The 23802-nt window shown below is 56.6% G+C and carries 17 protein-coding genes; 8 read left to right on the top strand and 9 right to left on the bottom strand.

What is annotated here, in order from left to right:
- Positions 1 to 357 precede the first annotated feature (357 nt).
- Positions 358 to 2220, bottom strand: coding sequence for a glycoside hydrolase family 15 protein (locus DDZ13_RS10515; protein ID WP_110131416.1), 1863 nt, complete (start codon positions 2218 to 2220; stop codon positions 358 to 360).
- Positions 2221 to 2425: 205 nt separating this feature from the next.
- On the opposite strand from DDZ13_RS10515, the gene DDZ13_RS10520 reads away from it, so the two are divergent.
- A complete protein-coding gene (locus tag DDZ13_RS10520; protein WP_110131417.1) occupies positions 2426 to 2869 on the top strand; it encodes a hypothetical protein in 444 nt (147 codons plus the stop codon).
- A gap of 233 nt (positions 2870 to 3102) precedes the next feature.
- Here the strand turns inward: DDZ13_RS10520 and DDZ13_RS10525 are convergent, their stop codons facing one another.
- Positions 3103 to 3996, bottom strand: coding sequence for an aldo/keto reductase (locus DDZ13_RS10525; RefSeq protein WP_199221102.1), 894 nt, complete (start codon positions 3994 to 3996; stop codon positions 3103 to 3105).
- A 116-nt stretch (positions 3997 to 4112) separates the two neighbouring features.
- Between DDZ13_RS10525 and DDZ13_RS10530 the strand changes: the two genes are divergently transcribed.
- The 4 genes from DDZ13_RS10530 to DDZ13_RS10545 all read left to right on the top strand — a co-directional run bounded on the left by DDZ13_RS10530 (position 4113) and on the right by DDZ13_RS10545 (position 10095).
- On the top strand, positions 4113 to 4394 hold the full coding sequence (locus DDZ13_RS10530; protein ID WP_110131419.1) for an antitoxin: 282 nt from the start codon (positions 4113 to 4115) through the stop codon (positions 4392 to 4394).
- A complete protein-coding gene (locus DDZ13_RS10535) occupies positions 4391 to 4822 on the top strand; it encodes a TA system VapC family ribonuclease toxin (protein ID WP_110131420.1) in 432 nt (143 codons plus the stop codon). Before DDZ13_RS10530 ends, DDZ13_RS10535 begins: the two co-directional genes overlap by 4 nt.
- Before the next feature lie 55 nt (positions 4823 to 4877).
- Positions 4878 to 8585: a methionine synthase gene (gene metH / locus DDZ13_RS10540; protein ID WP_110131421.1), complete on the top strand. Its 3708-nt coding sequence runs from the start codon at positions 4878 to 4880 to the stop codon at positions 8583 to 8585.
- 61 nt (positions 8586 to 8646) lie between these two features.
- Positions 8647 to 10095, top strand: a complete 1449-nt coding sequence (locus DDZ13_RS10545) for an ATP-binding protein (RefSeq protein ID WP_110131422.1) — start codon at positions 8647 to 8649, stop codon at positions 10093 to 10095.
- A 199-nt stretch (positions 10096 to 10294) separates the two neighbouring features.
- Here the strand turns inward: DDZ13_RS10545 and DDZ13_RS16030 are convergent, their stop codons facing one another.
- From DDZ13_RS16030 to DDZ13_RS10560, 3 genes are all read right to left on the bottom strand, one after another.
- Positions 10295 to 10435, bottom strand: a complete 141-nt coding sequence (locus DDZ13_RS16030; protein ID WP_158279888.1) for a LapA family protein — start codon at positions 10433 to 10435, stop codon at positions 10295 to 10297.
- 404 nt (positions 10436 to 10839) lie between these two features.
- Positions 10840 to 11586 (bottom strand): RsmE family RNA methyltransferase, encoded by a 747-nt coding sequence (locus tag DDZ13_RS10555; RefSeq protein WP_110131424.1) that lies wholly within the window; start codon positions 11584 to 11586, stop codon positions 10840 to 10842.
- A 54-nt stretch (positions 11587 to 11640) separates the two neighbouring features.
- Positions 11641 to 12855, bottom strand: a complete 1215-nt coding sequence (locus tag DDZ13_RS10560) for a DEAD/DEAH box helicase (protein ID WP_110131425.1) — start codon at positions 12853 to 12855, stop codon at positions 11641 to 11643.
- Positions 12856 to 13099: 244 nt separating this feature from the next.
- Between DDZ13_RS10560 and DDZ13_RS10565 the strand changes: the two genes are divergently transcribed.
- Positions 13100 to 14575, top strand: coding sequence for a hypothetical protein (locus tag DDZ13_RS10565; protein ID WP_110131426.1), 1476 nt, complete (start codon positions 13100 to 13102; stop codon positions 14573 to 14575).
- 91 nt (positions 14576 to 14666) lie between these two features.
- Here DDZ13_RS10565 and DDZ13_RS10570 read toward each other — a convergent pair whose 3' ends face one another.
- Together DDZ13_RS10570 and DDZ13_RS10575 are read right to left on the bottom strand one after the other, a co-directional pair.
- The gene (locus DDZ13_RS10570; RefSeq protein ID WP_110131427.1) at positions 14667 to 16745 is read right to left on the bottom strand and encodes a BamA/OMP85 family outer membrane protein; all 2079 of its coding nucleotides are present in this window, start codon (positions 16743 to 16745) and stop codon (positions 14667 to 14669) included.
- Positions 16742 to 20407 carry a translocation/assembly module TamB domain-containing protein gene (locus DDZ13_RS10575; RefSeq protein WP_158279889.1) on the bottom strand — a complete coding sequence of 1222 codons (3666 nt, stop codon included), beginning with the start codon at positions 20405 to 20407 and terminating at the stop codon, positions 16742 to 16744. Before DDZ13_RS10575 ends, DDZ13_RS10570 begins: the two co-directional genes overlap by 4 nt.
- Before the next feature lie 175 nt (positions 20408 to 20582).
- On the opposite strand from DDZ13_RS10575, the gene gluQRS reads away from it, so the two are divergent.
- Positions 20583 to 21449: a tRNA glutamyl-Q(34) synthetase GluQRS gene (gluQRS, locus tag DDZ13_RS10580; protein WP_110131429.1), complete on the top strand. Its 867-nt coding sequence runs from the start codon at positions 20583 to 20585 to the stop codon at positions 21447 to 21449.
- Positions 21450 to 21452: 3 nt separating this feature from the next.
- Positions 21453 to 22286, top strand: a complete 834-nt coding sequence (locus DDZ13_RS10585) for a mechanosensitive ion channel family protein (RefSeq protein ID WP_110131430.1) — start codon at positions 21453 to 21455, stop codon at positions 22284 to 22286.
- Here the strand turns inward: DDZ13_RS10585 and DDZ13_RS10590 are convergent.
- Together DDZ13_RS10590 and DDZ13_RS10595 are read right to left on the bottom strand one after the other, a co-directional pair.
- Entirely contained in the window at positions 22269 to 22886 is a 618-nt protein-coding gene (locus DDZ13_RS10590) for a hypothetical protein (protein ID WP_110131431.1), read from the bottom strand. The genes DDZ13_RS10585 and DDZ13_RS10590 overlap by 18 nt on opposite strands.
- Before the next feature lie 53 nt (positions 22887 to 22939).
- Positions 22940 to 23779, bottom strand: a complete 840-nt coding sequence (locus DDZ13_RS10595; protein WP_110131432.1) for a heavy metal translocating P-type ATPase metal-binding domain-containing protein — start codon at positions 23777 to 23779, stop codon at positions 22940 to 22942.
- Between the last annotated feature and the right edge of the window lie 23 nt (positions 23780 to 23802).

Raw genomic sequence — 23802 nt, forward strand, 5'->3', positions numbered from 1 at the left:
GATGCTACATCCACCTTCCGCCTCTGACCTCTGTTTTCTGCGGCATGAGGCTGCAAAATAATTTCTTTGGGCCTGCGTAGCTGGCGACCGCTTATGGGCGATGATGGACGCTTATTAAGCTTATCTCAGTCATCCGGAATGATCTTCGGATCGTACTTAAAAAAGGTTTACCGCAGATTACGCAGAGGTCGGGGAGTTTTTTTGGAGATAGGGTAAAGGTTTCTAGGCGGGTCAATTCCGAGCGTCTTGTCCGGCGTAGCTCTCAGTGCGAAGACGGAAGTGACAAGACCACGCAATGCCCCGACTCCATTTGCTCTCTGACTTCTGTGTTCTGTCTTCTGTCTTCTAAAAAAACACTCATCCTTTTCCGCCGCCGACTTTTTGGGATGAATTTTCGGAAAGTCGGCGATCCAGATCATAGGCTGCGCTGATCATGGCCAAGTGAGTGAAGGCCTGTGGCACATTGCCGAGGAACTCGCCTTTGGCCCCGAGCTGTTCGGAAAACAGGCCGAGGTCGTTGGAGTAACCCAGCATCTTCTCGAAGAGGTAACGCGCCCGCTGCAGATCCCCCATTCGGGAAACGCACTCGATGTACCAGAATGAGCAGATTGAGAAGGTCCCTTCCGTGCCGTCGAGCTCGTCCGAAAAGGACTCACCTACCCGGTAACGGTAGACCAGTGAATCCTGCACCAGATCCTCCGTGATGGCTTTCAAGGTGCTGATCCACTTGGGATCGGTTGGGCTGATCATCCGCACCAGAGGCATAATCAGAGTCGACGCATCCATCGAGTCCGTGCCCTTGAACTGAACAAACGCCTGCCTTTCCTCATCCCAGAAGTTCTCAAAAACATCTTCGTAAATGTCATCGCGTACGGACGTCCACTTATCCAGTGGCGCGGGCAAGCCGCGTTTGTGAGCGAGTCGGATACCCCGGTCCATGGCCACCCAGCACATGATGCGGGAGAAAAGGAATTCGTGGTCTCCGCCGCGCACCTCCCAGATCCCGGAATCCGCGTCGGACCAATGATCACAGACGTATCCCAGCAGTCGACTCAGGCTCTTCCAGAGCTCCCGTGAAATGGGTGATCCGTATTTGTCGAAGAGGTAGACCGAATCCATGACCTCGCCATATATATCAAGCTGCAACTGGTCTTGGTTGGTGGAACCGATCCGGACCGGTTTCGACTGACGATAGCCTTCCAAATCCTTCAAATGAAACTCACCGTCGAGCTTACTGCCGTCGATGCGGTACATCGTCTGCAAGGTTTCGCCCTTTTCCAGCTCGTTGATCCGGTCTTCAAGCCAATGCATAAAGGATTCAGCCGCTTCGGTATAGCCCAGCCGCATCAAGGCATAGGTGCTGAAGGAAGCGTCGCGCAGCCAGGTATAGCGGTAGTCCCAGTTTCGCTCGCCGCCCACTTCATTGGGAAAACCAAAACAGGGGGCGGCAATAATGGAACCGTGCTTGCGCGAGGTCAGCAGCTTGAGCGCCAGCGCCGAGCGGTGCACCGCCTCCCGCCAGCGACCGTTGTAAGTGCAACGAGAAATCCAGGAGCGCCAATAGTTGCAGGTGCGTTTAAAGGACTCGACCGAATAATCTGTGCCGGCGCAGGGGCTCTCCTCCCCCTTCACGGCTTCGTCCATGACGAACGTCACTTTTTCATCCGTCTTGAGGGAAAATTCTGCGTAGCCGTCGCCCTCATGGATCTCCAGAGGCACATCCGCCCTCAGACGAACGGCCAGCCCGTCCTCACCCCGGGAACGAAAGACGAGCACCTTGTCCCCCTCGCGCTCACAGTCATGTTGGGCACGGGCATAATTAAAACGGGGCTGAAAATAGAGCCGAAACCGCACCTCACCGTGAACGCACTTCACCCGACGCACCAAAGCCTGTTCACAGTCGTCTTTTTCACAGAGCACCATGTAATTGGAAATTTCCGCAATCCCTTCGTCGGAAAGAAAGCGGGTGATGAGGACATTCGTATCCGGGAGGTAGAGGTGCTTTTCCCGAAACGAGTCAAGTTGGGGCTCAATTTGGTATTTCCCGCCTCTTGCGGCATCGGCATTGGCGCAAAACACCGAGGGCGAATCAAACTCGGGAAAACAGAGAAAATCGATCGACCCGTTGAGCCCGACAAGCGCCGCAGTACTCAAGTCGCCGATGATGCCGTAATCCTCGACCGGGATGTAGGGGGAATTGTGATCTGTAGAATCCGACATGCTATGCAGTATGCATGACTCGTGGGAACGTTCAAGAAATGCAGTCACTGACCCGCAATGAGAGGGCAACCTGCCTGATCAATCATCCACTTGACGGTAAAATACGAAAAATTGAGGCAGAAACTTGCAACCAAAGCACAGATTCATTGTCTGTTACTTCTCTCAGCAAATTAACCAAGAGAACATAACAGAAAAGGAATCTCATATGAAAAAGCTACTAATTCTTTCAATTCTTTCGATTACCGCTTCGCTTACATACGCCGGTTCCGGCTGTGGCGGCTGCGACGGTGACAAAGACAAGTCCGGTAAGACAGACGCACAAGTCCAAAGCACCAGTATCGCAGGCAAAGACTGCGGCGGTGATAAAGGCGATAAGGATGGCACCTGCGGCCTGACGAATCAAGCCGTGCAAGTTGCCGGTTCAGGTTGTGGAGGCTGTGATGGCGACAAGGATAAAGGTACCAAGTCCGGTCTGACTGAAACAGACAGTCTTCTCGCAGGCAATTGTGGCGGATGTGATGGTGACAAGGACAAAAAGTCCAGCTTCACCACACCTGATTCCAAGCTGCTCGCTGGTGCCGATTGCGGCGGTTGCGATGGTGACAAAGATAAGAAGTCTTTCTCCTCTGCAAGCGAAGCACTCGTTTAATCCAGAGACACATTTCTTTCACCGAATCCCCGGCATTTGCCGGGGATTTTTTTTGTGTCGAGGTTGGAGTTCCGCCTTTAGGCGGTCTTTCCCATTTCAGCTTGAGGCGTTCGACGCAGTAGAAGAGCCTATCATATAATACCGCTTCGATTTCAATCCGGTAGTATTTATATCAAAGTCAGGTGGCAACTTAATGAAACGAGCGGTCGCCTCAAGGCGGAACTCCAGCCTATTCAAACCGCTTCCACGTAGCGCCGCATACGCCGGCGAAGTTTTGCGTCCAAGGCGGGGCGGTAGCCGGCGCGCATATTCTCTTCCATGTGCACCACCTGGCTCGAAGCCGGGATCGCGCAGGTCACATCCGGATGCGAAACAATCCAGCGGAGGAGAAAGTCCGGCCAGTCGTGAATCCCGGCATCGGCCGCCCATGAGGGCAGCGGCTTTCGCTGCAGGCGGTCAATCAAGCCTCCGCCGCCCAGCGGGCGGTTGGCAATCACGGCGACCCCCTTGTCCGCCGCCAGCTGGATCAATGGCTCCGCCTCGGGGCGTCCGGCATTGTAGGTGAGCTGCACAAAATCGAGCGGTTCATTCTGCAAAATCCTTTTCAGCTCATCATGCCGCCGGCCGTGCGATGTCGTCACCCCGACGTAACGGATGCGGCCCTCCTCTTTGGCTTCGCGAAGCATTTTCAGATGTGACTGCCAGTTCACCAGATTATGCACTTGCTGGAGATCGATGAGCTCGCGACCCCAGAGGCGAAAAGAATTTTCAAACTGGCCACGGCCCGCGTCATCGCTGGCCGACCAGACCTTGGTCGCAGCAAAGAGAGACTTCGTGTCGGCTTTGAGTTCGGGCAGGGCCGCACCAATCGCAGCTTCAGCGTTTCCATACATCGGTGAGGAATCGATCATGCCGCCCCCGAGTTCGAAAAAGCGCTCCAGCACCTTGAGACGCTGACGAAAGACCGATCCGCTGGTAGGGACGTTGAATGTCAGCCAGGTTCCCATCCCGATGACGGGAATTCGCTCCCCTGAAGCAGGGATGGCTTTGCTTCGTATACCGCCAGCATGTCCATCTTGAGCGAACAGCTTGCCGCTTTTAAACCCCGCCAGCGAGAAGCAAGCCATGAATCTGAGATAATCCCTCCGGTTCATAGCGCTACATTGCCGCATATGCGGCAAACTTCAAGCAGCGTCCATTTTAGCATATTGACAGCATATTATTTTGATGCTTTGATGCTTAAATGAGAACAACGGTCACCCTTGATCCGGATGTGGAGCATTATATCCGCGATGCCTGTCATCGACGAAAAGCGAGTTTTAAGCGGGTGCTCAATGAAACACTACGCGAAGCTTTGAAGCCCGTTCCCAAGTCCCGTCCCGAACTGCTGGCTCCCCGATCCCTGGGACTGGCACCCGGCGTCGATCCCAAACGACTAAGTGAGTTGGCTGACGAACTCGAGGTTGAAGCTTTTCTCGCAGCCGAAGCGGCGAAAAACTATGGTCGCCAAAAAGACGTGAAATGATTCTTCCTGACACCAACCTCCTGCTCTATGCAGTGAATCGTGACAGTCCTGATCACGAACAAGCACTGGCCTGGTGGCGCAAGACATTGGAAAGTGACATTCCCGTCCGTTTAGCGACAGGCGTCATCTTCGCTTTCGTTCGGCTGGCCAGCCATCGACGTGTATTTGCCCATCCACTGACTCCCGGAGAAGCCTTCGATTATATCGAAAATTGGCTCGAGTTTCCATCTGTTGAAATCGCAGAAAATATCTCAGACGATGTCATCGTTGTCCGAAAGTTACTCGAAGATGCGGGAACAGGCGGCAACCTGGTCAGTGATGCTCAAATCGCGGCAATTGCAACACGTCTCGATGCATGTATTTACTCGGCCGATGATGACTTTGATCGATTTCCGGGGATTCGCTGGCAAAATCCCCTGGGGAATTAAAGTTTTATTCTGCCCTTGATCATATCAATCTATCCGAATATGTTGATATGTTTTTATGGACCAATCCAGCCAAACCAAGCCCTTTACTGCTAAAGGTCAGCTTCTAGCCGACCTCTTTGCCGAACGCATCTTATTTCTCGATGGTGCCATGGGCACCATGATCCAGCAACACAAGCTGGAGGAGGAAGATTTTCGCAATGCCTCGCTGGAAAAGGTCAAAGGCGACCTCAAAGGCAACAACGATCTGCTCAGCCTAACGCGCCCGGACATCATCGAACAGATTCACCGCGACTTCTTCGAAGCGGGCGCGGACATCGTGGAGACCAATACCTTTTCCGGCACCTTTATTGCCCAGGCCGACTACGGGCTGCAGGAACGGGTCCGCGACATCAATATCGAGTCCGCCCGCCTGGCCCGCAAGGTGGCCGACGAGATCGCCGAGCAGGAGAATCGCCCCACATTTGTGGCCGGTGCCCTCGGCCCGACCAACCGGACCTGTTCCATGTCACCGGACGTCAACCGCCCCGACTACCGGGCCACAAGCTACGACGAACTGTACCAAGCCTATTACGAACAGACCGAAGCGCTGGTCGAGGGCGGCGTCGACCTGCTCCTCCCGGAGACCGTATTCGACACGCTCAACCTCAAGGCCTGCCTTCACGCCATCGCCGATTTTCAGGAGACACAGGAAGCGAAGATTCCGGTCATCGTGTCAGTCACCATTACCGACCAGTCCGGACGCACGCTGTCCGGTCAAACCGTCGAGGCCTGTTGGAACTCGATCCGTCATGCCAAGCCGCTCTGCGTGGGGCTGAACTGCGCCCTCGGAGCCGACCTCATGCACCCCTTCCTTCAGGAGCTCTCCCGGGTGGCGGAATGCTACGTGCACGTCTACCCCAATGCCGGGCTACCCAACCCGCTCTCGGAGACTGGCTATGATGAAACCCCGGAGCACACCGGCAGCGCCGTGGGCAGTTTCGCCGAAGAAGGCCTGGTCAATATGGTCGGCGGCTGTTGCGGGACCACGCCGGAGCATATCCACCAAGTGGTCGAGGAAGTCAGCCAGCACGCGCCCCGCAGCGTGCCCAGCCTGCAGCCGATGACCCGCCTGAGCGGGCTCGAGTCCTACAACATCGCCGACGAGCACAGCTTCATCATGGTCGGTGAGCGCAGTAACGTGACCGGCTCACCGCGATTCAAGAAGCTGATCAAGAACGACGACTGGGACGGAGCGCTTGCCATTGCCGAACAGCAGGTGGAAAACGGCGCCAACATTATCGACATCAATTTCGACGAGGGCCTGCTCGATTCCGAGGCCTGCATGACGAAGTTCCTCAACCTTGTCGCGGCCGAACCTGCCATCGCGCGGGTCCCCATCATGATCGACAGCTCCAAGTGGTCGGTCATCGAAGCGGGGCTGAAGTGCGCACAAGGCAAGTGCATCGTCAACTCGATCAGCCTCAAGGAAGGCGAAGACAGCTTCCTCAAACAGGCCAAGCTCTGCCAGCGCTACGGGGCGGCCATCGTGGTGATGGCCTTCGACGAAAAGGGCCAGGCCGCCACCAAGGAAGACAAGGTCCGTATTTGTAAGCGCGCCTATGAGCTACTGGTCGAGCGCCTGGATTTCGATCCGCGCGACATCATCTTCGACCCGAACATTCTCACCGTCGCCACCGGCATGGAGGAGCACAACAACTACGCGGTCGATTTCATCGAAGCGGTGCGCGAGATCAAAAAGGTCTGCCCCGGCGCCCGCACCAGCGGGGGCGTCAGTAACATCTCCTTTTCCTTCCGTGGCAACAACCCCGTCCGCGAGGCCATGCACTCGGCCTTCCTTTATCACGCCATCAAGGCGGGCCTCGACATGGGTATCGTCAATGCCGGCATGCTGGAAGTCTACGAGGAGATCGAGCCGGAGCTCCTGCAGAAGGTGGAAGACGTTCTGCTGAACCGCAATCCCGAGGCGACCGAAGCGCTCATTGCTTTTGCCGAAACCGTCAAGGCCTCCGACAAGCAGGCAGACGATTCCGCCAAACTGGCCTGGCGCGAGGGCACGGTCGAGGAACGCCTCGCCCACGCTCTGGTCAAGGGGATCGTCGACTACGTGGAAGACGACACCGAAGAGGCCCGCCAGCAACTCGGCCGGCCGCTTGAAGTAATCGAAGGCCCGCTGATGGACGGCATGAAAATTGTGGGGGACCTCTTCGGCTCGGGTAAGATGTTTCTCCCCCAGGTGGTCAAGAGCGCCCGCGTGATGAAACGCGCCGTCGCCTACCTCACTCCCTACATGGAGGAAGAAAAGAAAAACAACCCCAACACCCGCGCCCAAGGCAAGTTCCTCATCGCCACCGTCAAAGGCGATGTCCACGACATCGGTAAAAACATCGTCGCGGTGGTCCTGGCCTGCAATAACTACGAAGTCAAGGACCTCGGCGTGATGGTCGACTGCGATACCATCCTGAACGAGGCCAAGGCCTGGGGCGCCGACATCGTGGGCCTCTCCGGGCTGATCACACCCTCACTGGATGAGATGATTTTTAACGCCGGGGAAATGAAGAAGCGCGGCTTCACCCAGCCGCTCCTGATCGGCGGGGCCACCACCAGTGCCGCCCATACCGCGATCAAGATCGCCCCAAAATACGACCAGCCCATCGTCCGCGTGGGTGATGCCTCGCTGGTGACGGGCGTCTGCAACAGCCTGCTCAACCCGGACAAGCGCGAGGCCTACGTGGCCAAACTCGAAGCCGAGCATCAGAAGCGCCGCGAGCGCCATGCCGCCGGCCAGTCGGACACCACCCTGCTCGCTTTGACGGAAGTTCGCGAAAAACGCCCCGACTACGACTGGAGCCAGGCCGAACTGAAAGCACCTAACACACCCGGGCTAACGGTGGACGATCACGTCGACCTGAAGACCCTCGCTGAATACATCGACTGGTCGCCCTTCTTCTGGACCTGGGAGCTTAAGGGCGTCTACCCGAAAATTCTCGACCACAAGAAATACGGCGAGCAAGCCCGCCACCTCTTCGAGGACGCACAAAACATGCTGGCCGAAATCATCGAGCAAAAACTTTTCCGCGCCCGCAGCGTGGTCGGCCTCTTTCCCGCCAACGCGGTGGGCGACGACATCGAAGTCTACAACGAGGATGGCAGCCTTCGCGGCACGCTACACACCCTGCGCCAGCAAAAGGAAAAAGCCGGCGAGGCGCCCTACTACGCCCTGGCCGATTTCGTCGCGCCCAAAGACTCCGGCAAGACCGACGCCTGCGGCGGCTTCGTCTGCTGTATTGAAGGCGTGGATACACTGGCCAAGTCCTACGAAGACAAGCACGACGACTACAATTCCATCCTGATCAAGGCGCTCGGCGACCGCTTCGCCGAAGCACTGGCCGAATACACCCACGAGCGCGTGCGCAAGGAGCTCTGGGGCTACGCACCCGACGAGGCCCTCGACAATGCCGCCCTGATCAAGGAGAAGTACCGCGGCATCCGCCCGGCCGCCGGCTATCCCAGCCAGCCCGACCACACGGAGAAAGAACTCCTCTGGGAACTCCTCGACGCCGAGGCCAACACCGGCGCCACCCTGACCAGCAGCTACGCCATGAATCCCGGCAGCGCCGTCAGCGGACTCTACTTCGGCCATCCCGAAGCGAAGTATTTTCAACTCGGCCCCATCGACAGGGACCAGATGCAGGACTACGCTGAAAGGAAGGACCTCAGTCTCGAAGTCTGTGAAAAGTGGCTGGCGCCGAATCGAGGGTATTGAGCAATATTTCTTATTTTGTTGATTTATGTACTTCTTATATTACATAATTTAACATTATAAGATGTTAATACCTAAAAATGAGCTAATTTCCGTCCTTCAGGAATTCAATCCCTGGTGGTCAGGACAAGTACAGGCCGACCTGCCCGAGTGGGAACGAACAGCCAGCCAGGAGATTGCGCGGTGGTGTGAGCATCAAAAAAGCAAGCGTTCACTATTATTGACGGGCCCACGGCAGGTAGGCAAAACAACGCTTTTTCGCCAGACGATCCGGAACCTTCTTCAATCGGGCATTGCTCCGTCGCAAATCCTCTATGCCACTTTCGACCATCCGCTGCTGAAGCTGGCGGGCATGAACAAAACGATCGAGGCCTGGGAAGAGATTTTTCCGGGCACCAGTGACCACCCGCAGTTCTTGTTTCTCGACGAAGTTCAATTCATTCCTGACTGGCAGGTCTGGTTGAAGCATCAGGTGGATTTCGGCAAAAACCGGAAAATTGCCATCACCGGATCCGCAAGCCCTCTTCGTTCCGGTTCGTCTGAATCAGGCGTTGGACGATGGGAGACCATCAAATTACCCACTCTGACCTTCCGGGAATTCCTGAAATTACGACAAGTCGAAGTTCCCGAGATGGCAGAAGTCAGCTCGTTAAAGCAGCTCATCGAACACAGCCCCTCGGATATCCTGCAATTCCAATCAGGTGCGAAGCAGCTCACCCCCTATTTTCATGATTATCTCTTAAGGGGTGGCTTTCCGGAGCCGGCACTGGAAGAAGACCTACAGCGTTGCCAGAGATTACTCCGCGAAGACATTGTCGATAAAGTGCTCAAGCGGGATATGACTGCCCTCTACGGCGTCCGCAGGATCGTTGAGATTGAAAAAATCTTCCTTTACCTCTGTTACCATGACGGCGGCGTACTGGATATCAGTGCGATCTCAAAAGAACTCGACGGCGTGAAACGGCATTTACTCACGGACCATCTGGATCTTCTCGAGGCAGCCCACCTCATCTATAGCTTGAAACCCTTCGGATACGGCAAAGAAGTGTTACGTGGCAAGAGCAAGGTCTATCTGGCTGATGCCGCGATACCCGGATCTATTCTTCTCTATGGTCAAAAGCTATTGGAAAAACCGGACCGCTTGGGCAATGCGGTGGAAACCGCATTTTTCAAACACGTATTCACTCGCTATTATCACGACCAACCGACCTTTTCTTATTGGCAATCGAAAGGAAGGAAGACGTACGAGGTCGATTTGGTCGCAGAGATCGGTGAGCGTATCGTTCCGTTTGAGGTCAAGTACCAAGACAAGCTAATCAGTGACAGCGACCTGAAAGGACTCCGTCTATTCATGGAGGAGAAATCCATCGACCTCGGCTATGTCATCACACGTAATGCGGAATCTCTTTTTATCACCCAGCCCCGCTCCGCAAAAACGGGTCAATACAAAGAGAAATTGGATGCTCATATCGTCGGAGTGCCCGCCTGCCTCGCCTGCTATTGGCTTTCTTGAGCTTTCCCCATCCAGTGCCCGGTCGATAAAGGCCAGATGCAGGACTACGCTGAAAGGAAGGATCTCAGTCTCGAAGTCTGTGAAAAGTGTGTGGCACCCCACCGGGGATATTGAGGCGGTTATCCTTTATCTCCCGAAGAAGAACGCTCCGACAAACAGAACGATTTTTCCTTCGACCCAGCAACCAGAGCTAGCGATTTCAGCGTCTCCGGCGCGCGAACCAGAGGATGCCGGCCCCGAAAAGCGCCGAAAGCATGATCACCGCGAACAAGGGCATTTGCGCACGCAGGTGCAGGAAGCGGAGATTTACGTTGGCACTATTCTGCAGCAGAAGAGTCACCAGCAATACGGAAAGCGTGACCCAGAGTGCGGTCCGAATGTTCTGTTTAGTAATCTTGATGCGTCATACTTTAGCCGCTCATGACAGCGGGAGCAAGTTCTACTTGAACCGCAGGGCTTATACACTTGGCTCTCGGTGGCGCGGCGCCCCCGTTGGAGTCCCGCCTTCAGGCGGTTTCGGGGCCGGATGGGACCGCATCAATGCGGAACTCCAAGGTGGCCGGCCTAATGAATATATCCTAGTATTCCTTCAAATAAGTTTTTAACAAATTTAGATCGAATCGATGGCACGAGAGTGCCGTCGATTCGCAAGGTCCTTGGCCTGTCGAAAGACCTTGCTAGCGCAAATTCTCTACATGAATGGAAAAACTTATTTGATCCTCCACTAGCTTGAACCGGACATATTTAAATCCCGGTTGTTGTTTGCCCCCGCCAACTTCCGAGACGCGAGGCCGCCACGGCCAGCGCTGCGGTGCAGGCCGTTTCCAGGCGCAGAACGTGGGGCCCGAGATGGGCCAGCGTCCAGCCGTTTTTGCGGAAGACCTCGCGTTCGTTGGGGGACCAACCGCGCTCCGGCCCCAGGGCAAGGATGGCTGACTTCGCATCATCGGGAATGCTTTGGTCCATCGGCGCGCCGGCCTCGTAATTATCGAGAGCGACCCGGGCGGCATCGGTGCCAAGATGACTGAGGGCCGTTTGCAGATCGGGGCCGATCGAAACCCCGGGGACGTGGGTGCCAAAGGATTGCTCGGTCCCGAGACGGAGACGCTCCTTCCATTCGTCGCTCGTCCAGAGGCTGCTCTTGGCGTAGGACGGCTCGCCGCGTTCGGACTCGAAAAAATAAAGCGCCTGGACGCCCATGCTGGCCGCTTCGAAAAGGATTCGCTTGGCGGTATGGGGACGCGGAAGGCCGACCAGGAGCTGGACGGGCAACGGCTCGGGAGCGGGCTCGGTGGCAACGACGGACAGAGCGACGCTACCGTCCGGATCGAGCGCAGTGACCTCAGCGCGGGCGCGCCCGGCATTGACGAAGCCGATGAACACCTTCGTGCCGACCTCGGCCCGAAGGACCTTGCGAATATGCTGTCCCCTCGGATCACCCGGTTCGAGGCGCAGTTGCTCGAATGGTTTGTCGAAGAGGATCAGGTTCATAACGAACGTCGAACGCCCAACATCGAACGTTCAATGTAGAACAATGAACTGGCGCTAACGACGACGGCCGAACTTGCTGCTGGCGGAATTCCGGCGACGGCGGCGTGGCTTGGCGCTGTTGGTCTCCCGAATATGCGGTTCGTGGATATAGTTGAAGCCATCGAGACGTCGCTGGGGGATCGCCTGGTCGATGAGCTTTTCGATGGCATCGAGTTTCGAGTGTTCATCCGGTGCGATAATCGTGGCCGCATCGCCCTCGCGCCGAGCCCGGCCAGTACGCCCGATGCGGTGGACGTAGTCCTCGGCATGCTCGGGCACATCGTAATTGATGACATGGGTGACGTTGGCGATATCGAGACCGCGGGAGGCAATGTCGGTGGCCACAAGAATCTTCGTCTGGCCGGTTTTAAACTTTTCCAGAGCCCGGGTCCGCGCTTTTTGCGGCAGGTTGGAGTGCATCGCCTCGCAGGGATAGCCGTGCTCCTTCAGCCAGCGGGTAATCCGGTCGGCCCCGACCTTCATCCGGCAAAAGATAATCATGCTGTCGATTTCCATCTTCTCGATCAGCGCGATAAGCAGATCGAATTTTTGCATGGCACCGACCGGGTAGATCTCGTGCTTCACGGTTTCGGCGGGCGAGAGCTTGATGCCAATCGTGACTTCGACCGGATCCTTCAGGGCAAAAGAAATGAGCCGCTTGATCTCCTCGGAGACGGTGGCGGAAAACAAGAGGGTCTGACGGTTCTTGTTACAGAGCTTGATGATACGCTTCACATCATCGACAAAGCCCATGTCGAGCATGCGGTCGACCTCGTCGAGCACAAGCACCTCGATGGAGCGCAGGTCAAAATTCTTCTGCTGGATGTGGTCGAGGAGACGTCCCGGGGTGGCGATGACAATATCGGCCCCGTCATTCAATTCCTGAATTTGCTTGCCGTAGCCCACACCCCCATGGATGAGGCAACACTTGGGCGCACAATATTTCCCGTATGACTTGAACTGATCTTCGACCTGAGCAGCCAGTTCGCGGGTGGGCCCGAGAATCAGACAACGGGGCGGCGCCCCTTTTTTGTGCCCGCCAAGGCGGTGCAGAATAGGCAGCGCATAGGCAGCGGTCTTACCGGTGCCGGTCTGGGCCGAACCAATGACATCCTTGCCTTCAAGGATATGCGGGATGGCGCCCTCTTGAATAGGAGTCGGCTCTTCGAAGCCGAATTCGTCGATCGATTTAAGAATGGACTCGTCGAGTCCGAGTTCAGGGAAGGTCATACTAAGTCTGGTGGGTTAAAACGCCCGGCCAACTTTCGTATCCGGGTCCTGGCCGGACGCTGCGGTCAGCATCCGGAAGAATCTGCGACGGTGCATGTATTCCATTCTGTAGCAAGGAGAAAGAGGAAAGCTGATCCTCAGGCTCGACTGAGGCCGGAATTGCCTTATCGGCGTGGTATCTATTGACACCGCAACGGCATTGTAAAGGGTACCTGCAGTCTAACCTCAAAAGAAATAGCAAGGCATGCACCACACCATTAAATTTCTGACCGGCCTGGCCGCGACTCTACTCTCCCTCAATTGCCATGCCGGCAGCTTCCAGGAAGCCAGCCAGCACCTTGATACCGACGGATCACTCGTCGCGTTTATGGATTTCAAAGGCGACGGCAAAGAAATCGGCGACCAACTGAACGCAATTTACGCCGACATCCTGAAGGCCACGCCTGAAATGATGCCGATCCCGATCGACTTCAATCAGCTCTTCGACAGCTTGGGCTTCGGCAGTTTTGAATCGATCGGTATAAGTTCCAAAGAGCTCGGGCCGGGCTTACACGTAAACCGTTCCGTCGGGCTTTTTAACGGCAAGCCCGAGGGCCTTTTTGGTTTATATCAGATGGAAGGGGCTGGCCCGACCAAATTTGAAGCAGCACACCTGGCCCCGGCGGATGCGCACGTAGCCGGATCCGGACCGGTCAACCTCGCACCGCTGGCCGAAAGTTACCGCACGATCATGATGCAAACCATGGGACCGATGGGCGAAAAGATCGTTCAATCGCACATGGCAATGCCTATCCTCGGCACCGAACTCACGCCCGAATCACTCATCGAGGAGTTGAGCGGCTACTGGAACATCGCCTACAAAATCGATTTGTCCAATGCCGAGCAACCGGAGTTCACGGCATGGGCCTGCGTCAAAGGCGGCGCGGGCATCGTGGCGAAGCTCAAACCTTTGAGTGAAAGCATGCCGGTCGTCTTCAAGGAAAGTAATGGCACGCTCACCGCGGACTTTTCCGCACTGACAAAGGAAGCGAAGATGGGCCTCTTCCTCGAAGCACGGCCCAACGGCGATCTGGTCCTCTACACCGATGCAACATGGACCGACCAAAGCGAAGGACCCCGACTGGTCGAAACCCCGGAATACAAGGACATGACCAAGGACCTGCCCACGGAAGCCATCTGGTATTCCTATTCGGCCGGCATTGATCTGATGGACAGCTTTAAAAGTGAGCTATCGACTGACCCCATGATGGGCACCTACTACGATGCGATCATGAAGGCTTATGGCTTGCTTTTAGCAGACTTCTACAAGCCTACGGCATCGGCAGCCTACTACGAGGGAGACGCACTGGTTTCCGTCTCTTACGGAAGCTACTCCTATAAGCAGGCGATCATGTTGGTCCCCAGCACGATTGTCGGGGTCTATGCAGGCATCGGTTTTTCCACCTACCGGGCCTTTCAATCCCTCGACCAGGTCAGTGCCGTTTCCCAGGAAAAGGCCGTGACCAATAACCTGCGCCAGATCGCCTCTGCCGCCGACCAGTATTTCCTGGAAGAGGGCAAGGCCGAGGTGACGATCGAAGACCTGGTCGGCCCGGGGAAGTACATCCGGTCACTGGAACCGGTCGCCGGGGAAAGCTACGAAGGCATGGTGATCAAAACCACCGATACGGAAATTAGCGTAACACTCGGCAATGGAGAAATCATTGCCATCGACTTTTAAATTACAGGTTCACCCTCCCGGAAAGAGCCGCTTGCTTCCCTTTCTTCAAAAGGGCTCAACAGGTCCGGCGCGAACTGATTCATCGCCCGGACTAAAAGGGAAAACCTATCGAAAAGTGTAGCGTGCCGTCCGGATCACGCTCACGCGGGTTCAGATTGTGTCCGTATTCGAGCCGAATCGGACCCACCACCGTCTGATAGCGCAGCCCCAGGCCTGCCGATGCCAGAACTTCACCATCACCACCAAATCCACCGTCGCGACTAAAGCCGGCGGCATCAAGGAATCCGACAACCGAGACGTCGCTCAAAATACGTTGCTCGATCTCAATGTTTGCCACCCAAAACGACTCAGCGCCCAGAGGATCTCCGTCATCGCCCAAGGGAGTCGCTTCGCCCTGCTGAAAGCCGCGTACGGAATTTTCACCACCGGGGAAGAAGCGTTCATTAAAAGGCAAGTCCATCCCACCACCGAGCAGAGCACCGCCCTTAAGCCCCAGATGCAAAATGGTGCTTTCACTGACGGAGAAGTGATAACCACCGCCGACCTCAAGCTTGTGAAAATTGACATTACCTCCGAGCGCCCGGTTTGCCGTCTTAACGGTGGTGTATAGATTATAGCCGGAGCTGGGAGCGAGCACGTTGTTCCTCCGGTCCAAACTCAGACTGAGCGATACGCTGGCCACCTGCGCATCGTCCCGAACAGCCAGCATGCTTTCATCGATTCCGTCGGCCCTTTCGTTGAACCAACCGTATTCCAGCGCGAGACGAACCCCCGAATCACCGAGCAACTTGGATACCCCGAACAAACCACCCTGCCGGGAGCGGTCGTACCCGATCTCCTGCCGGGAAACGTATTCCGCCTCCACATAGCCGGTGAAGTCGCTGCCGAACAACTGGGGAAGCTGATAATCGGACGCCAGGTGAGTCGCCTTAACACTCTGCTTCGCATTCAAGGAATAGCGATGTGCCCTGCCCCATGGATTCTGGTGTGCCCAGCGGAAGCCAAGCCTCGCCTGCTCATAGCTCCCCCAACCGGCGAGCAACTGCAGCTTTTTTCTGGTATCGGGAGTTAAGCGATAGACGGCCACCCGGGAGCCATCTTCCCTCCGGTCATAATTCAACTCTACTTGCTTATAGATACCGAGCGCCATCAAACGCCGCCTCGCCTTATCCGTCTCCCGAGGATCCAACAAAGTCCCCGGCTCCAAATCGGCTTGCCGCCAAAGGATACTGTTTTTCGTTTTATCGTCCCCGACAAAGCGGACGTCGGACAAAGTAACCTGCGGTCCCGGTCGAAGCTCAAAAGACACGGCTTGAAGAACACCGTCCGTATCCCCGCGAGTATCAGCCAAACGGCTACGCACCGCCACATCCGGGTAGCCAGCGCTGTAAGCGACGTTCCGAAGGTTCGTCCGCGCCTCGCGGAGCCAATCCGGGTTAAAGATCGATCCTTCAGGAAATGCAACCGGCTCGAACCAACCGGTTGCCTCAGCGGGCACATCGAATGAAACCGAGCCAACCCGGTAAACGGGGCCCGTCTCCAGAACAAGTTCGACCCAGACCGCCCCCGTTGATTCATCGGTGTCGACCTGTTCCGATACCACCCGGGCGCCGGCATAACCCTGGGCTTTCAAGGCACCCAATAGCCGGGTTTTACGTCGTGTGAAATTTTCAGACGTGTAAGCGAGATCTTTCTTACGCGTAACCAGGCTGCCCCCCGGCACGAAGAAACGTTCGGGATCGCCAAGTTCGACGCCCGACAAACCCTTGATTTCAACTGACTCGTAATAAAAGAGCGGCCCCCGACGAATCTTGAAAACGACGGATTCGGCCTGAAAACCCACCGGCAACTGAACGGCATACGGCGTTTCCCATTCGGCCACGGACCGCTCCGTAGCACCAGAAAAGCTGGCCGTAACGGCGGGATTCAAATATCCTTGGCGACGCATTTGCTCCAGGAGCAGAAAAGCACTATCTTCCAGGATCGTCGAATCCAGCGGCACAGCCTTCTGATGATCCAGGCCGAGAAGAAAGCTCAACCGCTGATCCATGCGCCGCTCCCCGAGCCAACCGAGGCCGTCGATTTCAATGTTGGACTGCGCCCTCAAATCCGGAGCAGCGACCGATATCAGGCACCCGAGGAAAAGACATATTTGGCTGGCCAGCTTCATTTCTCAAAAATCGTCCAGAGGAGATCGGTGTTATAATTATCGTAGGCATCGTATTCACTATTCAGATACACATCTTCATTGACTTCGTAACGCACGCCCAGGGTACTTTTACCGCTACGCGTCGTCTCCTCGCCGACATCAATCGTAATACGATCAGCAAAGCTTTCGTTCATCCCTCCGGCCCCGAGCAGACCGCGCCCCAGATAGAGCCCGACCGATCCGGCTCCGCCGCCGGTGGTGCTGCCTGTACTGAGCAGACGCACGATAGAAGCGTTGGGAAGGGGCGGCGTTGCATCAAACTGGATTTGCGGATCAGACGCTGTCCCGCTCACATCCATAGTGATCACGTGTGTGCCTGTGCGCGCCGTGCCGGCCACATCCAACCGCAAGGCATCCGGCTGGCCGGATTCTATGTAGGCTTCACCTGTGTCCAAACGTACCTTCGCTCCAGGAAAGCTGAGGCTTCCTTCAGCAATCCGGATCGAGCCCAGAAGCAGGGGTTCTCCGAGGCGGCCCGTCAGATTCAATCCCGCGGAGAGAACCGATTGAAAATAGGGGCTTCTCACTCTTAAAAAGCGTTCGCCCTCAATCCTGAGATCGAGTCCCCATCGACTGAAGGGTTCTTCTTCGATGGCAAAGAAAGGAGGCTTCGACGAAGGTCCGGAGCGAACCGCCGGTGAGAGCGGATCAAACTCAACCAGCATCGTGCTCGAACGAAGCCCCATCCGCCCTTGCAAGGCCGGAGCCGACTGGTCACTTTTTTGGCTCAGTTTCAGATCCAGGTCACTCCGAAGTATCATCTCGGGGCGACGGACAATGGGGACGTTCTTTCCTTTAATCTCCGCTTGCCAAATTATCTCCGGCCAATCGGCAAAATCCATCTGACCTTGCAAGGAAACCGGGCTGCCTCCCACCCGCGCGCCCGCTTCGACAATCCTGAGAGCACGACCTTCGAAGCTCAACGCACCGCTGCTTGAATCGACCGAAGGCAAGCTGCGGGTCGGCCGCAGTCCAAGCTCTTTAAACTGCAGAGACCCGCCGAAACCAGAGTCGGGGTCATGACGCAAGCGACCTCCCACCAGGCCACTGCGGCGCAACATGGAAGGCAGATACGGCGTCCAGTTTTGTAACTCCCATTCGGCAAAGCTCAGCTCAAAAGCACCAGCTAGTAAGGCATTGAACCAATCAGCGGATTTGCTGCCTTCAAAGAGCGGGAAGGTCTCCAGTGGCCATCTGCCCGACGCTTCGACCAGCCCGCCCCGGATCCGCGCCTTCAACCTTTTAAGATGCAATGATTGCCCGTCCAACCCGAGCCTGACTTCGATGTCGTTCAAACCGGGAAGCTCAACTTGCTTCGGACCTTCGCCAAGCGTTTCCCGCAATTTAATCCCGGGTAAAAATGCTTCGAGACGGCCATTGGGAGATCGTAACGTTCCGTCGATTTCCAAATTCAATCTTGGCGGCTCGACTGCCAGTTCGGAAAACTTTCGAATCAGTTCGGATACCGCATCTGAAGGTTTCATGCCCAGTTGAAGCCGTATTGCACCGTCCCGGTCGGGCTTGAGCACCGGGCCACTCTCCCCGGTGGCCCACTCGAGGCGAACCGGCAAGTCTGCCATCACCTCAATGAGGGATGCATCGCCCAGTACGACACCCAACGATGGCACCTCCGTCCTTTCTCCGATGCGAAGCCCCTCAAGATTAATCTGCAACTCACCCAATTCGAACGAGTCGTCCGTTGCCGTGAGGCTGAGCTGGCCCGCGACAAAGGGGCTGAGTTGAGAAACCGTGAGATCAGCGGACCGGATCCCGTATTGCGGAAGTGGCGCGTCAAGCCATGGATTCAACCAATCAAGCTGAAACTCCCGGCCCGCAAGTAAGAGCGGCCCCTGGCTGGTTTTACTGATCCGCCACGCCGAGTCAGGCCCCGCGAGCAAAAACTCTTCCAGGGCCAACTCCTCAAACCGGCGGTGAATGGAGCCCTGCACAGGGACACTGAAAACGCCTGGTGCCCCAAGTTCCCACCGGGTCCTTCCGTCGACTTCCCAGAGAAGACGATCGAGCGAACCATGAAGCACCTCTTCACTCAATTCCTCGAGTTCGAGAGCTAGGCCTAGCTGCTCCCGCCCATGAACCAATGTCGCCTCCATACGAATATCGCTCGCTCCCGTCCCGGAAGCGGCCCCAGTCGCCCGGAATACCTGCAGCCCAGGCGGCTGAACCGCAGGGACTTCCCAGACAGCCGACCATTGCGGGGCGGATCGCGGCCCTCCGAGGCCCCCCTTCACATAGGCGGTTTCACGGAGCAGGTCGGGCAAGCCCATTGAATCAGCCCATTCCGGACTGAAAGACGCCTCGTAATCGAAATCAATCAGCGACTGACGAAAGTTCACCGAGCCATTCAGTTCGACCTGCGCCAGACTGGCTTCATCAAAAGCCACTTTCACCTTTTCCAGCTTGAGAGCTTCCTTATTGATTGAGCCGACCACCTCCAGATCGCTTGCCGGATATGCCTGATACACGACCGAACGCCCGCTTAGTTCGAAACGCAATTGCGCAGGAGGCTGGAAGGTAAGGTTCCCTGCCAGCATACCACCCGCCGAAACAAAGGGTTGCCTGGAAAGGTCCGCCGACACCCGAAAGTCTGCTGTCTTTTCCAGCTCCAATTCAGGCAGACGAATGACCAATGGTGCCTCCAAAGCTGCCTTGGCCCAGGGCGCATCGACCTTCAAGCCGAGAATGCGCAACTCCCGAAAATCTCCTTCAAAACTTGCGGCACCGGTGGCAGCCGCCGGATGCCCTTCGATCTCCAAGCCGGCGTTCCACTCAACCCCGCCCTCGTAACGCTGGCCTGCCCACTTTAGATCGGCCCGGCTCAGGTGGACGGAATTAAGCCCGGGGGCATGCGCCCTTTCCACCAGTTGCTGCGGCAGTGAAAAGTTCCCGCCCCGAAGCCTGGCTGCATGGGGCACGATCCCCGCCCCTCGCCAAACTGCTTCGAAATGCATCACCTGCCTTGCATAGGTTAGCTGCGCATTTAGCTGTAATTGTTCTGAAGTAGGCTCCAATCGGGCCCGGGCCTCAAATCCGAGACTGGGGTCCGACGCCTCGAATGACCACTTCCCGGACATGAGCGAAAGGGAAAACGGATACATTTGCTCCGTGCTACCGGCATAAAGTTCCGCTTCGAGGTCGCTCCCATCGAAACGAAGGTTTTCTGCCCGCATGGTCACGTCACCACCAGAGTTTCGAAGCGAAAGCTCCTGCAAATACAGCGGCGGCAGCCAGGGTCTGACTTTCGAGAGCATTCGATCCGCAGCCTCAATCGTTTCGGGCAAATCAATCGCCTCTGCCTCAGAATCATTGCTTCTGTTTTCTGAAGGCAACCGTACGGCGACAACGCCCAGCTCCAGTTGCTGGGATGCCGACCATGCCGCCGCAAACCATCGCGCCCGCGCGTAGTCCCAAAGATTCGGCACCTCCACAACATCGACCAGAAGCTGCAAACCGTCATCAGCTTGATAGCCGAGCCCCTTCAATCGCATGCGGCCTGTTTCGGTGCGCTCAGCGGACTCGACCGAGAGACCGGAATGGGCAAGCAGTGCCGGTGCCATTTTCGGCAACCACCACTGGCTGGACCAAAACGCCAGAAATATGCTCATCAGCGCAAGGACCAGCGCAGAACCAAGCGGAAGTGGCCGAAAGAAGCGCATCGCAAAACAAGGTATCATGCATAAGGATGCACACAACTGCTTTTAGGATTTGGCGGAGTCGAAAAACGCTGTTCCGGACAAAGCATGACTTGCCCAGCCCGCGCGGATCCCATTTATTCATCACATGGCATCCGGCTACCGAGGGCGTATTGCACCGACACCGACGGGGTATCTCCACCTCGGTCACGCCCGCACATTCTGGATCGCAATGGAGCGGGCCAAAGAAGCCGGAGGAAAATTGATCTACAGGGAAGAGGACCTCGATCCCCAGCGCTGCAAAAACGAATACGCCGACGCCGCGATGGAAGATCTCAAATGGTTTGGCTGCCGTTGGGAGGAAGGGCCGGACGTGGGCGGGCCCCACACCCCTTACCGCCAGAGTGAGCGGAGCAGGCAGTTTTTGAATGCCTGGGAAAAGCTGAAGGATGCGGGAGCGATCTACCCCTGCGACAAATCCCGGAAAGACGTGGCCAACGCGGCCCGTGCGCCTCATGCGGAGGACAACGATGCCGAACCAATCTACCCGGAAGCATGGCGACCACCGGCGGGCACCGGACAAGACGCCAGAGAACCCGGTGCCAGCAACTGGCGCTTCCGCGTGCCGAACGAGCGGGAAATCCTCTTCGACGACGGGCGGTTGGGGCCCTGCGAATTTGAATGCCTGCGGGACTTCGGCGATTTCCTTGTCTGGCGCAAGGACGGGGTGCCCGCTTACGAACTGGCGGTTGTGGTCGACGACGCCGCCATGGACATTACCGAGGTGGTGCGCGGGGAAGACCTGCTCATCTCCACAGCCCGGCAGTTACTCATCTACGAAGCGCTGGGGCTAAAGCCACCGGCATTTTACCATACTCCGCTAATGGTCGATACTGAAGGTCAGCGATTGGCGAAGCGGCACCGCTCACTCAGCCTGCGCGAACTACAGGAAGCGGGACACAAACCGGAAGCGCTCCGCCAGTCAGAAGACTGGTGGTCGGGGCTGGACGACTAACTTATGGAAGAAGAACTGCAACAACTCGAAGCGCTGAAAGAACAGCTGATCGTATATCTCGCGACAAACGGCGTACAACTTGTGATCGCCGTGCTGATCCTGCTGGCCGGTTTCTGGATCGGGAAGAGTGTTGCCAATCTGATTCTCAAGATTTGCGAGAAGCGGCAGATCGATCTGACCCTCGCCCGCTTTTTCTCGGGCTTTGCCAAGGTGCTCATTATCGCCTTTGCCTTGATCATGTCGCTGAGCAAGGCGGGCATCGAGATCACCCCCTTCATTGCACTGCTCGGTGCCAGCGCCTTCGGTCTAAGTTTGGCCGTGCAAGGTCCGGTCTCGAACTACGGAGCCGGCATTGTACTGATCGTCACCCGTCCTTTCCGTGTCGGTGACACGCTAACCGTCAGTGGCCAAAGCGGAGTCGTCGACTTCGTCAAGCTCGGCAGCACCGAGCTGACCAACGAGGACGAAGAACGCATCACGATTCCGAACAGAAAGGTGCTGGGTGAGATCTTCACCAACTCGCACGAATATAGAATCGTCGAGGGCGTTGTCGGGATCGACTACGCCGCCGACCCGGAGCAGGCAATCGGATGCATCACGCAAGCGGTCAAATCCGTAGATGGCTGCGCCGAGGACCGCGAGCCGGTGATCGGTATCGATGCCTTTGCCGACTCTTCAATCAACATCGGTTTCCGCGTCTGGGTGCCGACGAACAGCTACCACCGTAAGCGATTCGCGTTGAACCTTGCCGTGTACCACGCCCTGAAGAAGGCCGAAATCACTATTCCGTTCCCGCAACGCGACGTGCATTTGATTCGTTCAGAAACCGAGCAATAAGACAATCACCGCGAGGCTGAAACAGAGCAAAGCGGAAAACGGACGAATCTTATTGAGCGACTTCAGGGTAATCCGTACCGGCACGCGCCTGGCAAAAAAAAGGGAGAGAAAAGTGAATTGCCCCCACCACCAGCTCACACCGATGACGGCTCCTACCAGAACGTAAGGCACCACCGGCCAGGCCGGAGGGTTGTTCAAGTAAACCCCTGTCGCCATGAGTATGGCCATCGCGGCAGGCAGTCGCAGCGGCATGGCGAGCGAGCGGTTCAAGGCATTCCGGAATAAGACCGCTTCGGAAGGCAGTTCCGCAGCGTAACTGAGATCATCTGCTTTTCGGGTACGGAGGAACTTGACCCCCATGTAAGCCAGGACAAAGGAAGCGAAGGCATGCATCGCCTCGCCGACAAAAACCAGATGCCGCGACATCATCATCAGTCCGGGAATCGCCACGATCAGCCACACCAGTTGGGACAGCCAGAAGCCCAGTCCGACCGCCATCACCTGTGAGGGACGTCCCGCCAAGCCCACCTTGGCCAGCCAAACCGTTCCCGGAAAGAGCGTGAGGGATAAAATAAAACCGGCTGTGATGCCTTCTAGCATATTCTTAGAATGAACGTAGTCACCGTGCCTGGACAAGCTTCGTTACGGGGAGCTTATGCACGTATCCGGAGTCGCCGAAGCTCCGAAAGCCAACGCGCCAGAACCATGACCGGGAGCACGACGAAATAGGCACCGGCAAACAATACCCCGCCGTGAGGCATGAAGACCGTGAATAACGCGGCCAGTAGGAGGCCCAAGAGGATAAGCGCGGGAAACGCATCGCTGTGCCAACGCCGAAGCAGCAAGCCGCGCCAGGCCGGCCTTAAAAAAAGCGTCCCGCCAAGCAGGTGGGCAAACAACAAGCAAACCACCAGCAATAAGCTGTAGAACTGCCGCAACCCGGGACCACCGATCCCGGCGGCGGAGGCCAAGAGAAGCAAGCCGCCGTTCAAGCTGAAGACAAGCGTGAGGCAGAGGCGGACGGCAAGAGGTGACATTGATGCCATCCGCGAAAACGGCTCGCCGCTGATCCGGTAACCGAACCGGTGCAGTTCCCCGGCCAACCGACAGAGATCAAAATCACCCGGCTCCCATGCCAGGCTGAGGCGCCCCGAATCCAGGGCTACCTTGGCCGACAAAACACCGGGTTGACGTCCGGCGAGTTCCTCCACCAACCAGGCACAACCCATGCAGAACATCCCCTGAACCGGAACCGTAAGCTGACACCCGGGGCCACTTTCCGCATCCTCTTGTAGTTTTTTTATCGATACAGTGTTCACTGCGCCAAAAGGAAGATCCCCGACCGGCTTGCCCGCCCTGTCCTGCTTCGAATAGTAATCCTCAAAGCCACCTTCCCGGATCATCCCATAAACATGCTCGCAACCGGCACAGCAAAACTCACCCCGACCTTTCGACCGGTGATAGGGAATGCCGCAATGCTTACACTGTTTCATAGTTGGCCGAGCCCGAGTCTGTT

It is taken from the genome of Coraliomargarita sinensis (genome assembly GCF_003185655.1).
In the GTDB taxonomy this organism is placed as follows: domain Bacteria; phylum Verrucomicrobiota; class Verrucomicrobiia; order Opitutales; family Coraliomargaritaceae; genus Coraliomargarita_B; species Coraliomargarita_B sinensis.

What these genes read in the sequence shown, in the direction of transcription:
- DDZ13_RS10515 (WP_110131416.1), bottom strand. Translation starts at nt 2,220, where the DNA reads ATGTCGGATTCTACAGATCACAATTCCCCCTACATCCCGGTCGAGGAT.
- DDZ13_RS10520 (WP_110131417.1), top strand. Translation starts at nt 2,426, where the DNA reads ATGAAAAAGCTACTAATTCTTTCAATTCTTTCGATTACCGCTTCGCTT.
- DDZ13_RS10525 (WP_199221102.1), bottom strand. Translation starts at nt 3,996, where the DNA reads ATGGCTTGCTTCTCGCTGGCGGGGTTTAAAAGCGGCAAGCTGTTCGCT.
- DDZ13_RS10530 (WP_110131419.1), top strand. Translation starts at nt 4,113, where the DNA reads ATGAGAACAACGGTCACCCTTGATCCGGATGTGGAGCATTATATCCGC.
- DDZ13_RS10535 (WP_110131420.1), top strand. Translation starts at nt 4,391, where the DNA reads ATGATTCTTCCTGACACCAACCTCCTGCTCTATGCAGTGAATCGTGAC.
- metH (WP_110131421.1), top strand. Translation starts at nt 4,878, where the DNA reads ATGGACCAATCCAGCCAAACCAAGCCCTTTACTGCTAAAGGTCAGCTT.
- DDZ13_RS10545 (WP_110131422.1), top strand. Translation starts at nt 8,647, where the DNA reads ATGTTAATACCTAAAAATGAGCTAATTTCCGTCCTTCAGGAATTCAAT.
- DDZ13_RS10555 (WP_110131424.1), bottom strand. Translation starts at nt 11,586, where the DNA reads ATGAACCTGATCCTCTTCGACAAACCATTCGAGCAACTGCGCCTCGAA.
- DDZ13_RS10560 (WP_110131425.1), bottom strand. Translation starts at nt 12,855, where the DNA reads ATGACCTTCCCTGAACTCGGACTCGACGAGTCCATTCTTAAATCGATC.
- DDZ13_RS10565 (WP_110131426.1), top strand. Translation starts at nt 13,100, where the DNA reads ATGCACCACACCATTAAATTTCTGACCGGCCTGGCCGCGACTCTACTC.
- DDZ13_RS10570 (WP_110131427.1), bottom strand. Translation starts at nt 16,745, where the DNA reads ATGAAGCTGGCCAGCCAAATATGTCTTTTCCTCGGGTGCCTGATATCG.
- DDZ13_RS10575 (WP_158279889.1), bottom strand. Translation starts at nt 20,407, where the DNA reads ATGAGCATATTTCTGGCGTTTTGGTCCAGCCAGTGGTGGTTGCCGAAA.
- gluQRS (WP_110131429.1), top strand. Translation starts at nt 20,583, where the DNA reads ATGGCATCCGGCTACCGAGGGCGTATTGCACCGACACCGACGGGGTAT.
- DDZ13_RS10585 (WP_110131430.1), top strand. Translation starts at nt 21,453, where the DNA reads ATGGAAGAAGAACTGCAACAACTCGAAGCGCTGAAAGAACAGCTGATC.
- DDZ13_RS10590 (WP_110131431.1), bottom strand. Translation starts at nt 22,886, where the DNA reads ATGCTAGAAGGCATCACAGCCGGTTTTATTTTATCCCTCACGCTCTTT.
- DDZ13_RS10595 (WP_110131432.1), bottom strand. Translation starts at nt 23,779, where the DNA reads ATGAAACAGTGTAAGCATTGCGGCATTCCCTATCACCGGTCGAAAGGT.